Origin of the sequence: Pseudomonas sp. V98_8 (assembly GCF_029967975.1) — a bacterium.
Lineage (GTDB): Bacteria > Pseudomonadota > Gammaproteobacteria > Pseudomonadales > Pseudomonadaceae > Aquipseudomonas > Aquipseudomonas umsongensis.
The window spans coordinates 181599-194618 of the sequence record NZ_JASCAE010000001.1 but is presented as its reverse complement, the minus strand read 5'-3'; the positions used below and the strand labels follow the sequence as shown (position 1 = coordinate 194618).

8 protein-coding genes are annotated in these 13020 nt (G+C 53.6%); all 8 read left to right on the top strand.

The window, feature by feature from the left end; all coding sequences use genetic code 11:
• Nucleotides 1–15 precede the first annotated feature (15 nt).
• The 8 genes from QLG10_RS00870 (at nt 16) to QLG10_RS00835 (ending at nt 12495) form a co-directional block, all read left to right on the top strand.
• A complete protein-coding gene (locus QLG10_RS00870; RefSeq protein ID WP_349016945.1) occupies nt 16–3396 on the top strand; it encodes a DEAD/DEAH box helicase family protein in 3381 nt (1126 codons plus the stop codon).
• An 8-nt stretch (nt 3397–3404) separates the two neighbouring features.
• Nucleotides 3405–5261, top strand: coding sequence for a DNA recombination protein RmuC (gene rmuC / locus QLG10_RS00865; RefSeq protein WP_282485266.1), 1857 nt, complete (start codon nt 3405–3407; stop codon nt 5259–5261).
• A 33-nt stretch (nt 5262–5294) separates the two neighbouring features.
• Entirely contained in the window at nt 5295–6878 is a 1584-nt protein-coding gene (locus tag QLG10_RS00860) for a class I SAM-dependent DNA methyltransferase (RefSeq protein WP_282485265.1), read from the top strand.
• Nucleotides 6875–8047: a restriction endonuclease subunit S gene (locus tag QLG10_RS00855; protein WP_282485264.1), complete on the top strand. Its 1173-nt coding sequence runs from the start codon at nt 6875–6877 to the stop codon at nt 8045–8047. The genes QLG10_RS00860 and QLG10_RS00855 overlap by 4 nt, the downstream gene beginning before the upstream one ends.
• A gap of 14 nt (nt 8048–8061) precedes the next feature.
• The gene (locus tag QLG10_RS00850) at nt 8062–8205 is read left to right on the top strand and encodes a hypothetical protein (protein ID WP_282485263.1); all 144 of its coding nucleotides are present in this window, start codon (nt 8062–8064) and stop codon (nt 8203–8205) included.
• A 208-nt stretch (nt 8206–8413) separates the two neighbouring features.
• Complete coding sequence (locus QLG10_RS00845; RefSeq protein ID WP_282485262.1) at nt 8414–10135, top strand: AAA family ATPase; 1722 nt, start codon at nt 8414–8416, stop codon at nt 10133–10135.
• Nucleotides 10135–11028: a hypothetical protein gene (locus QLG10_RS00840; protein ID WP_282485261.1), complete on the top strand. Its 894-nt coding sequence runs from the start codon at nt 10135–10137 to the stop codon at nt 11026–11028. The genes QLG10_RS00845 and QLG10_RS00840 overlap by 1 nt, the downstream gene beginning before the upstream one ends.
• Nucleotides 11029–11142: 114 nt before the next feature.
• Nucleotides 11143–12495, top strand: a complete 1353-nt coding sequence (locus tag QLG10_RS00835; protein ID WP_282485260.1) for a phospholipase D family protein — start codon at nt 11143–11145, stop codon at nt 12493–12495.
• The last annotated feature ends 525 nt before the right edge of the window (nt 12496–13020 follow it).

Below are 13020 nucleotides of genomic sequence, written 5' to 3'. Positions count from 1 at the left end.
GACAGAATCGCCTTTATGAAATCAGTTAACTTCGAGTTCCTTCGCCCCGGCAACCAATTGCTGGCCAACTTGGCTGGCCTTGCCGAAGCGGTGCTGCACATCGATCCGGGCAGCGCGCTCACCCGCTTGCGCAGCTTTGCTGAGGAGCTGACCAAAACGATCTACAAAGAGGAACTGCTGCCGCGTCTGCCGCAGGCGAGCTTCTATGAGTTGGTGAAAGACCCCGTGTTTGCTGATTGCGCCAGCAAGTCTCTGGTTTATCAGATTAATTTCCTGCGTATTCAGGGTAACGACACTGCTCATGGTGGTGAGGGCGATGTGCGCAACGCCAAGCTCGCTTTGAATGCAGCGCATGAGCTTGCCAAGTACATGGCTGTAAAATACTACGGCGTTACTCACGCAGCGCTGCCGGCGTTCATTGAGGTCAAGGATCCGACCGCTGCGTTCAGCCAGCTTCAGCAATCGTTTTCCAGTTACGAGAAAAAACTGCAGAAGCAACAGGAAGAGCTGCAGCGCGTCATGGACAAGCTGGAGCAGGAGCGCACCCGCAACCTCGACAAGCTCGACAAGCCTGCCAAGCCAGATCAACAAAAGCGTCAGCAGCAAAGCCAAAAGGTTGCCGACAGCCTGCAATGGAATGAAGCCAAGACCCGCGCACTGATGATCGACGCCATGCTGCTGCAGGGCGGCTGGGATGTCAGCAATCCGGCTCAGGTCGGCATGGAGGTGGAAGTCGACTTCCCCGATAACGCTTCCGGAAAGGGGTTTGCGGATTACGTGCTATGGGGTGACAACGGCCAGCCCTTGGCCGTGATCGAAGTCAAGAAGTCCGGCAATGTGAGTCTGCAGGAAGGGCGCGAACAAGCCCGTATGTACGCCGACGGCTTCGAGCGCATGGGTATGCAGCGCCCGGTGATTTTCTACAGCAACGGTTACGAAACTTTTATCTGGGATGATAAGCAGTACAACACCTATCGTTCAGTGTACGGCCTTTACAGCAAGGACAGCCTTGAATACCTGAACTATCAGCGTCAGTACCGCATCGCGGAGCTGGAAAAGCACAACCCCGAGCTGAGTATTGCCGACCGGCCCTACCAGATTGAAGCAATCAAGACTGTTGCTGCGCACTTCCAAAAGCAGCGCCGCAAGGCGCTGATTATCCAGGCCACCGGCACCGGAAAAACCCGTGTGGCTATTGCCTTGGCCGAGCTGCTTCTGCGCACTGGTTGGGCCAAACGCGTGCTTTTTCTCTGCGACCGCAAGGAGCTGCGTGTGCAGGCTGATGAGGCTTTCAAGCAGAACCTGCCTAGCGAGCCGCGTTGTGTAATTGGTGAAACAAACAAGGTGGATCAGACCGCACGCATCTACATTGCAACCTACCCGGGCATGATGAACCGCTTCGCTCAGCTCGATGTGGGTTTCTTCGACCTGATTATTGCGGACGAGAGTCACCGCAGCATCTACAACAAGTACCGCGACCTGTTCGATTACTTCGATGCCTTACAAGTTGGCCTCACCGCTACTCCAGTGAAGTTCATCAGCCGCAACACCTTTGATATTTTCGACTGTGAAACCACCGATCCAACCTTCGAGTTCGGTTTGGATGCCGCCATCAACAACGAGCCCCCTTATCTGGCACCGTTCCGTGTACGTGACCTGACTACTGACTTCCTGCGCGACGGAATCCATTACAACGACCTAAGCGATGAGCAGAAGCGCCAGCTGGAAGATGACCTCGGCGAGGAGGAGGCCAAGCGCACCACCATTGCCGGCAAGGACATTGGTCGCAAGATTTTCAGTGAGGACACCGATCGCATTATCCTAGAAAATCTTATTAACAACGGCATCAAGGATGAGACCCGTTCACTGGTCGGCAAGACCATTGTCTTCGCCCAACGCCAGGACCACGCCGAGCATCTGGAAAAGCTCTTCTGCAAGCTCTACCCGCAGTATGGGGTCAAGGTTTGTAAGGTCATCCACAACGACATTCCTCATGTGGACACCCTAATCAAGGAATTCAAGAAGCCGGATAACCACTTCCGCATCGCCATTTCAGTAGACATGCTCGACACCGGTATCGACGTTCCGGAAGTGGTCAACCTGGTATTCGCCAAGCCTGTCAAATCCTGGGTCAAGTTCTGGCAGATGATAGGTCGTGGCACGCGTCTGCGGCCTAATCTGTTCGGCACTGGTCTACATAAAAGCGAGTTCCTGATCTTCGATCACTACGGAAACTTCGATTTCTTCGAGCAGGATTATCAGGAACCAGATGACACTGGCGGCAAATCCCTGCTGCAAACCACTTTCGAAGTTCGTTTGGAGCTTGCCCAGGCCGCACTCCGTCAGAATCATGCAGCAGCGTTCGACACAGCCATTGAACTGCTACGTACAGACATCAATGACCTGCCGGAAAACAGCGTGGCGGTGAAGCGCGAGCTCCGTGTCGTCCACCAGTTGCAGCAAACCAATCTGCTGCAACAGTTCGATGCTAAAACCCAGCACCTGCTCAGCAATACCATTGCCCCGCTAATGTCGGCCCGGGTGCTGCGCGACAAACACGCCACAGCGTTGGACAAGTTGATTGCTGGCATCCAGCGTTGCCTGGTCGAGAAGGCCAGCTGTTTCGATGATGGCAAGATCATCCTGCTGGCCGAGTTGGACAAGCTTGCGGTCAACATCCAGGCCGTGCGTCAGAAGGATGTGCTGATTGCCGAAGTGCGCAGCGCCGGTTTCTGGCAAAACCCGAGCATCGACAAACTGGAAAACGCGCGCAAAGAACTTCGCGGCATCATGAAATACCGGCAAACAAGAACCACCACGGGGTATGGCATAGACACTACCAAAACCAGGGATGACAACGTGCAGGGCGGGGAGCGAGCGGTGTACATCGCCGGTGCCAGCGAAGCGATGATCTATCGCCGTCGCCTCAAGGACATTCTCGACGGCATGCTCGCGGCTAACCCGACCCTGCAGAAAATCTACAAGGGCGAACCCATTGCCGAACCGGAGCTGAAAACACTCACGTCGACCATCCTCACAAGCCACCCTGGCGTCAGTCTGGAAGTGCTCAATGAGTTCTACGGTCGCACGGCCGATCAGTTGCACTTAACCGTGCGCGAGATCATCGGTCTGGATGCACAAGCCATCGAGGAGCATTTCAAAAGCTTCCTCCATGCCCATCCAAGCCTCACGGCCCAGCAGGTGCGTTTTATGAACCTGCTTAAGAACTACATCTCTCAGCACGGCAGCATCGTAGTGGAAAAACTCTACGAACCACCGTTCGACAGCGTTTCCCACGAGGGTATCGACGGCGTCTTCGCACCCGCTGATATCACCGAGTTGGTTGCAGTAATCAAACCCTTTTTGCGCGGAACTACTCCGCCAAGCACCCTCTAGGAGCCATCATGTTAGCCAGTCAATGGACGATGGAAATTATCGTGACCAGCGTAGTGCTCGCCATTGCGAGTGCGGTGATTGGCTACTTTATCGCGGCCCTGCGGCAGGGGCGGCAGGTCAGCATGCTGACTGCGAAGCTAGAACAGGCACAGCAAGGCCAAGCGTCTGCTGATGCCCAACAGACCGCACTGCAAGGTCGGCTCAAAGCAGAAGAAGCGCAATGCCATAACCTGCAGGTGGAGCAAGGCAAGCTGCAGACACAGCTGCACGCTGCAGCCGATACAGCGACACGCCTCCATGCTGAGCTGCTAACAAGCAAAGACACAGGCGCGGCATTGCAGCTGAAACTGGAAGAGGCGAACCAACATCATCATGAGACGGCCAAACGCTTGGAAACGGCCCAGGCTGAAGTGCGGGGCTTTCAAGAGCAGGTTGCTGAGCTGCGAGAGCGGCTTACCGCTGCAGAAACGAAAAACGCGTCCATGCAAACTGAGCGCGACGGTCTGAAGGACGAGCTGGCGAGCGAAGGCAAACGGGCTAAGGCGCTAGAAACCTCCGAACGAGAAGTGCGCGAGCAACTTGCAGAGGCCAAGCAAACGCATGCCCAGCAGATAGAGTCTTTCAACCAGTTGCAGGAACGTTTGCATAAGCTCAGTTCCGACCATACCGAGCTTAAAACCACCCTACAGAAACGCGAGGAGCACTTTCAGGAGCAGATGACCCAACTGTCTGACACCAAAAAGTCGCTCACCCAGGAGTTTGAAAACCTGGCCAACAAGATCTTCGAAGAGAAAGGCAAGACGTTCACCCATATCAGTCAGACTAGTATCGATGGTCTTCTCAAGCCTTTTCGAGAGCAGATCGAGGGTTTCCAGAAGCGTATCAACGACGTGCACGACGCCTCTCAGCAGGGCAACACCAGCCTCAATGGTGAAATCAAAAAGGTTCTTGATATCGGTCTGCAAATGAGCAAAGAGGCCAATAACCTCACCTCAGCACTCAAAGGCGACTCGCAGCAGCGAGGCGCTTGGGGTGAGGCCCAGTTGCGCAGGACGCTTGAAATGAGCGGCTTGATCGAAGAAGCACACTTCGAGGTACAAAGCGCCTTTAAGGACGCCGAGGGTAAAAGCAAGCAGACCGATTACCTTGTAAAAATACCGGATGGTAAGCACATCATTATCGACAGCAAGGTGTCATTGAACGCTTATGATCGTGCTGTCGGCGCTGAGTCACCTGAGGCGTACCAGCTTGCTATGGCCGACCACATCAAAGCTGTGCGTAAGCATATTGATGACCTTGCATCCAAGGACTACACCAATCTCGTTGGTATGCGCAGCCCGAGCTTCGTGCTGATGTTCATGCCTATTGAGCCGGCCTACATCGAGGCAATGAAGCACAACAAGGACTTGTTTGAGTACGGCTACAAGAAGGGTATCGTGCTGGTCTCACATACCACCCTGATCCCCATCCTGCGCACGGTCTCCAACCTGTGGATGATCGAACGCAGCAATGCCGAGGCGCGGGAAATCAGCGAGAAGGCTGGCGAGATCTACAACCAAGTCTGCATTGTGGCTGAGCGTCTCGGTAAGCTGGGCGCCACGCTCAATACCGTCAGCAACCACTACAACGAAACCGTCAAGGCACTGGCCGGGAAGCAGGGTCTCTACGGCAAAGTGGAGCGTTTCAACAAGCTCTCAGCCAAAGTCAGCAAAACCCTGCCGGCGCTGGAGCCTACTCACATGGATTTTGAAAGCGAGCGGCTGTCATTGATTGTCGAAGCCATTGACGAAACCCCGGAGCCAACCGAAGCCATGCCGTTACTCGCCCAACAATCATCCGAAGAAGAGCTGGCTGCCCAGCTCTGATCTCCAAATTTCTGAACAAGAGAAGTACCTCGCATGCTCACTGGTAAAATCCGCACCGATATCGACAAGCTCTGGGAAAAGTTCTGGACGGGCGGCATCACCAACCCGCTGACTGTGATCGAACAGATTAGCTACCTGATGTTCGCCCGCATGCTCGACATGCAGGAAGACGTGGCCGAGCGCAAAGCCAACCGCACCGGCAATGCCTTCGACCGCCTGTTCCCCAATACGCCAGAAGGCCAACTGCTGCGCTGGAAAAACTTCCGCAACATGAGCGGCAAGGAGCTGCACAAGCACCTCAAACAGAAGGTTTATCCCTTCTTTGCGAAGTTGGGCAGCGCCGACGGCGAGGGCGGTGAGCGTGAAGGTCTCGGGCATATCAGCGAATACATGCAGGACGCCGACCTGGAGATCAAAAACGAGTCCGTGCTGGCCTCTGCCGTGGAGATGGTCAACGACCTGCCGCTGACCCAGAGCGACGTGAAGGGCGATATCTACGAATACCTGCTGAGCAAGCTCACCACTGCCGGCATCAACGGCCAGTTCCGAACCCCGCGCCACATCATCGATGCCATGATCGAGCTGATTGCCCCGCAACCGACGGATGTGATCTGCGATCCGGCCTGCGGCACTGCCGGCTTTCTCGCCCGCATCATGGAATACCTCAACCGCGTGCACTCTAGCGAGGCCGGCATCTTCACCGATGAAGACGGCAACCAGCACTACACCGGCGACCTGCTCGAACCTTACCGTCAGCACATCAACAGTGAGATGTTCTGGGGCTTCGATTTTGACACCACCATGCTGCGCGTCTCCAGCATGAACATGATGCTGCACGGCGTGAACGGCGCGAACATCCGCTACCAGGACTCACTGAGCAAATCCATCAAGGAGCACTACCCGCGTCAGGAGAAGAACTTCTTTGACGTAGTGCTGGCCAACCCGCCATTTAAGGGAACTCTGGACGAAACCAACACCAACCCCGATGTGCTCGGGCTGGTGAAAACCAAAAAGACCGAACTGCTGTTCGTTGCCCATATCCTGCGCTCGCTCAAGCTCGGCGGTCGCGCCGCGGTGATCGTGCCGGACGGCGTGCTGTTCGGCTCCAGCAAGGCCCACCAGCAACTGCGCCAGGAGCTGCTCGACAACAACCAGCTCGAAGGCATCGTCAGTCTGCCCAGCGGTGTGTTCAAACCCTACGCTGGCGTCAGCACTGCCATCCTCATTTTCACCAAGGGCGGCACCACCGAACGCGTGTGGTTCTACGACTTGCAGGCCGACGGCTACTCACTGGACGACAAACGCACCGAGTTGAAGGGCGAGGGCAGCAACGACCTGCCAGATGCTATCGCCCAATGGCACAAATATCGGCGGATGGTCGAAGGTAATCTGAGCGCCAGCACTATCAACACCCTGTTTGGCGACAAGAGCAAAAAGGCATTTGTCGTACTGGCTGAGGATATCGCTGCCAACAAGTACGACCTCTCTATCAACCGCTACAAAGAAGTGGTGTATCAGCAGGAGCAGTACGAAGACCCAAAGGTGATACTGCAAAAACTCAAGGGGTTGGAGCAGGAGATTATGGCGGATCTGAATGAGCTGGAGGGGATGCTGTGAGTTGGCCGTTGGTAAAACTCAAGGATTGTTGCGAGGTTGTAGGTGGTGCCACACCCAAGCGTGAAATTCCAGAGTATTGGGATTCCCCCGATGTACCGTGGGTGACACCCAAGGATGTATCTGACTTGGCCTGCCCAATTTTGGAGGATGCGCCTGAGTACATATCAGCGGCTGGATTTAGAAGCTGCTCGACATCAATGGTTCCAAAGGGAAGTGTTCTGGTAACTTCTCGCGCACCGATTGGGAATATCGCAATTGCCGGTAGGGATTTATGTACAAATCAAGGCTTTAAGAGCCTTGTTCCAAGTGCGAGTGTGGATGGGCTTTATCTGTATTACTGCATGAAACATAGCTCTGGGCGGCTGCAGGCGCTTGGTAATGGTGCAACATTCAAGGAAGTGTCCAAAAAAATCGTGGAGGAGTTTGAAATACCCCTCCCACCCCTGCCCGATCAAAAACGCATCGCCGCCATCCTCGACAAGGCCGACGCCATCCGTCGCAAGCGCCAGCAAGCCATCCAACTCGCCGACGACTTCCTCCGCGCCGTGTTTCTGGACATGTTCGGTGATGTAGTTACTTCTTCCGGGTATGAGTCTTCAGAGAGGTACAAAATCTCGGGGTTAGTTGACTACATAGATTATCGAGGTAAGACACCGGAGAAATCGGAGACCGGAATCCCATTGATTACGGCCAAGAATGTAAGGAATGGATATGTTGATGAAGATCCAAGAGAATACATTCCCGAGCAAAACTATGACGCATGGATGACAAGGGGGTTTCCAAGAAAGAATGATGTTCTTTTCACAACTGAAGCACCGCTTGGGAATGTGGCGTTGCTTGGCGACTATGAGAAAGTTGCAATTGGTCAGCGTTTGATTGCACTACGATCTAAAGGGAAAGTAACGCATGAGTATCTCATGTTCTTGTTGTTGCACCCATTCGTTCAGGACTTAATTTTTGCTCGCTCTTCCGGCAGCACAGTAAAAGGGATTCGCACAAAAGAGCTTTATGATATTGAGCTTCCAGTGCCGGGCATGCAGAAACAAAAAGAGTTTTCTTCTATCTATTGGAAAGCCAAATCGCTCACGAGTAATCAAGAGTCTGCGCATCAACTGGAGATGTTGAATTTCTGTGCATTGTCTCAAAAAGCATTTTCTGGCCAGCTGTAGATAAGGAAGCCACCATGCGCCTCAAGTCCGTCAAGCTCACTCATTTTCGCGGCTACCGCGCCACCACGGTCATTCCCATTGACGAAGCCATGGCCGGTATCATCGACTGCAATCTCTATGACAAATTGACCCCCTCGAAGCGCTGGTCATCTTCTTAGAAACCGACGGTGCCGGGGCCGACAAGAGCTATATGAATGGCTTCAGCCTGGCTAAGGGGGCCGAGCAGTTCGAGATTGCCTGTGAGTTCGACAACCTACACGCTGCGTTGGCGCAGGCCGAAGCTTCTTGGGTGCCATCAGGCGGCTAGGCCTAAACATCAAATCAAAGACATTTGCCGTCCATCCGCCCAGCCGGAGCATAAAAGCCATGCGTATTACTGAAATTGCCCTCACCAACTTTCGTTCCTTTCAGGCCACCCAATCCATCGCGCTGGCACCTGTCACGCTGCTGTTCGGGCCGAACAGCGTAGGCAAAAGCTCGGTGCTGTTGGCCCTGTTCTATATCCAGCAGATGCTGGAGAAGGGCCAATGCGACCCCCAGCGCATTGATGCGCTGGGCGAAAAGCATATTGGTGGGTTCAAGAGCCTAGTCAATGGCCGGGATATCGCCAAGTCGATGGTCATCAAGTTGACCCTCGATAAGTACGGCTCAATCGGCGCCAGCTACAACCAGATCGTGGATCTGGTGGGGGATGATTTCGGTCTGCCTGTCGACAGCCCCACGGCTGACGCCGACCGGTTGACCTTGGAGTTTCATATTGCCTGGTCAAAAGCCGAAGATACGGCCTATGTGGCCTGCTACAAGGTGTGGCTGGATGACAGTCTGATTGCCGAGCTCACCAGTGATTCCGGCCTCAAGCAGCCTGTCATTACCTGGCTCAACTATCGACACCCGGCTCTTTTGAACCATGTTGTCCAGGACGAATACGTGGACGGGGACTTTGTAAGTCGCCTGCACGAGTTACTCAATGCCAATCGCAAGCCGGAAGCAGTTTCCAGAAAGGATGTGGGGCAAACCGTGGAAGTTTCCTTCGAGCATGCCGCCATCGGCTTCAAAGGGCTTGCCGGGGCTTTGCCTGTACCGGGCAAACGTCTTGAGACGGTGATCGATGCGGATGATCCGATACTGACCGCGCGACTGCACGAAATCCTGTCAGATGTTCTGGTCGCTCCCCTCGATAACCTTCTGGCATTGCTCAACGAAAGCCTGTGCATCGGCCCGTTACGTCTTATCCCTGACGCGCTGCATCAACCCAATCCCTACCCGCAGCAAAAGGACTGGTATTCCGGTGGCGCCGCTTGGGATGTAACACGTCGATTGAGCGTTACCAACGTAGCGGAAATAAATCACTGGCTGAACACGCCGGGTACCTTGAACCTAGGGTATTCCCTGCGCTCGAAGGCCGTGGTCAGTCAGGTTATTTACTCGGGCGGAGATGACACGCTCAGTGAGCTGAGGGCATTTGTTGATACTTTTGGGGATGAACTCAGCCTAACCGTCTCCGGCGCTGATGAGGAGGGTAATCCGCTGCCTGAGGGGCGCTCAATCGACCTCGACGTGCTGAAGAAAATTCTTGAGTTAGAGGCGGAGCCTTCTGAAGCCAGCACCCGACAGCTGGTTGCTAAGGAGCACCATAGCAAGTGGGTACTGTGGGACGACCTCAACAATATTGAGGTTGCCTTTTCAGAAGTGGGCGTCGGGATTTCACAACTTTTTCCGCTCGTGGTCGCTGCTGTACAAGCCAGACAGGGCATTATCGCCTGCGAGCAGCCGGAGCTGCATGTCCATCCGAGAGTTCAGGTTGGCATCGGCGATTTGCTGACGCAAGCCAACAATAGAAGCACTTTCCTGATCGAGACCCACAGTGAGCACCTGATCCTCCGGATCTTGCGCCGAATCCGTGAAACTTCCGAAGGTGTGTTGCCTGAGGGCCTACAGTCTGTTTCTCCAGCCGATGTTTCGATCGTCTATATGGAGCCAGGTGCAGCCGGCGTTAGAACCAGGCGTGTCGAAATTGACCGCACTGGCGAGTTCACTAGCCGTTGGCCCAATGGCTTCTTCGCTGAGCGTGGCGAGGAGCTGTTCTGATGCACGCCATATTCGCCATAGAACCTGAGGCCATCAATAACTGGCAAGACTTGCGCTATGCCTTGGAGAAGTTTGGCTACAGCAAGGGGCTGTTGATCGTGCGTTACCCGAAAACCTGGATGCGGCTCGTGATGGAGGCTTGCCGCCGCAGAGGTCTTGGTGATGTTGAGCTCAAGCGGATAGAGGAAAAATTACAGAATGCCAAGGATGATCGTTTGGTGCGGATAGGTCTGGCCTTTGAAGGTGCTAGTTGGCTGGAGAGTGTCAGTGCTGAAGCCGTTTTAAATCAGATTTCTGCAGTATTAGTAAGAGATCAGATCGTCTCAGATAAGTTTCATCGCATCGATGATGCTCACGAAAATCTTTTTGACAATCGACGTGAAGTTCGCGTCAAGCGTAACGCGAATGCATTGGCAGAGTCTGCAAAATATGTATTGACCGCCTCGGATCATTTCGTGCTGGTGGATCCATATTTTCAGTCCAGACGGAAATGTACAAAAGTACTTGACGGTATGCTACGTATTTGTCGCGAAAATGACGCAATTCCGAATCAGGTTATTATATTTTCAGACCACAGCAAGGATTCGCGTAGCTTAGCTGTGGTTAAACATGAATATGAAGAGCATCTTAGGGCGTGGATTGAGCGCGGTGTCAATATCACTATTTGCCGAGTAGCATCCGATCAACTGGAACAAGATTTTCATGCTCGCTACCTGTTTAATCAAAAGGCAGGCTTGCGCTTTGATCGAGGCTTTGTTGAGCCAGAAGATCATAATGAGCGGGAGCATGAAACCGACGTTATCTGCATGGATACGGCATTTTCCAACGAATTATATGCGCGCTTCATAGAGGCCCGAGAGTCGATTGACATCGTGGATGAAATTATGCTCTAGGGACTTTGAGAAATTTTGGTGTGATTTAAAATTGCTTGAACTCCGGCTACACTGATTTGATGATTTTAGTCAGGGTCTTTGCAGCAGATTTAGCGAATTGTAGGGACTCAAGCGTTGAAACTGATCGCCAACCGAATTAACGGGATACACCTACGGGATCTACTGCCAGAGCTGTCCGCCGAGGTTCAGGTGGATGGCGTATTGGCTGCAGTGGCTTACGGCAGCAGCGCCTCTGATATAACCCAGGACCTGATTGGACATTGCGTGGCTAACAAGCTGCGATTGGACCTGTGGATGCGCTACGACCATACGGTGCCAGTCTCGGTGGAGTTGCTCAAGCGTTTACTAAGGCATCAACAGAACAACATCTTCACGCGATTCGTCCCGGATCGCTTTCACTCCAAACTTATCTGGTGGAAAGGCTATGGCGCTTACATCGGCTCAGCCAACCACACGGATAACGGCTGGCTGACGAATATCGAGGCGGGGGTTTTTCTTTCGGAAGATGAGTTGGTCGCCAACGGCATGGAAAACCAGTTGGAGGACTTCTTCGAATACCTACGAGAGCTGGATGTGACCATACCCATTTCGGCGGATTACATCGCTGAAATGGAACGGCTCAATGCCCTGAACAAAAAAGTCTATGTCGACGCCCTCAAGAAACGGCAACATCCCGAATGGGAGGGGCCTAGCTTCGTACAGAAGAAAGCAGCATTTGATCGGCGCAAGGAGAACTTCAAGCGCGAATGGTTGAGTACCCTGGGTATTTTGCAAAGCATCCAGCAACAGCTAGGTGACTATCGCCCCAACTGGGTTAGCGCCGATGTTCCAGCAGCCTGGCAGGTCGATCAGTTCCTGCATGCGTATTACTACAACCACGTTGGTGACAGCCTTCATAAACCCTATGAGGACTATCACCAGCGCAACAAGGGCAACCCACAAGCGGCGCTGGAAACTGAGCTGAGTTGGTGGAAATCACTGCCGGAAGCTCCCTCAAGGGAGGATTACGCGCTCTACTATAGTGCTCCGGCAGTGCGGGCCTTACTGGCGCAAGACAAGGTAAAGGGACTGACTCGTGAAGAGTTCGCCACCCTGTGTCGAAACACACACGCAACCATGGACCATATCATCAAGGTTCCCCTGGCGGTGCTAGGGTGCCCGGAGCTCAAGACGCTGGATCGGGAATCACGCGTTGAACCATTCGCAGATTTGATTTTGCGCCAACGTAATCGTAAAGGCTGGGATGTGCGCCAATTGCTCCATTACGTACTCTATGGAGGGCCAAATGAAGAAGTTTGGCAACGTCTTTACCACGCGGGTCGTGATTCGGAGTATGGCATTTCGCGTTACGGCTTGAACTCCCTCGCAGAGGTAGTCGGATGGGCCAGACCAGAAGTCGTTCCGCCCCGTAATGGCCGAACCAGCAAGGCTCTCCGAGCGCTTGGTTTCAGCGTGAAAATATATTGATTGAATCGCCCAGGTTTTTCTCGAAAATTGTTGAGGCCTATGCCGAATTGATCCATGTGCCGATGCAAGGCTGCCCACCTTCAAACCGGCACAATCCCGCGCAGGCAATGTTTTTCGAGGAGTCAGACTGGGTCAGTGACATCTCGGCCACTGGGTCAATGCGGTGTCAGCGCCAACACACTAGCGTCTCTATGATCAAAAGCACCATTACCAATCAGATTCCAGCTCGGTGCTTAGGTGGATACCCATCACCTTGGCCTTGCGGTATCTCAGTGGCTCCGCATTGATCTCTAGGGCAACAAGTCGACTTGCAGCGATGATCAAGCTGTTGAATCGGTCATTGCTAACGGAGATATATGCGATGAGCCTTTTGCCAGTCGCCTGCATAGAGCCGATGCAGCGAGGAGTCGACTTGTCGCTTAGGAGTAGTGGGTCAACGTGTAGGTAGCATTCTAGGGTTGGGTATTTGAATGCTTCAGGGTATCGGACGGAGCCGTAAAGCTTGATCGCAGTATGCTCTGAATA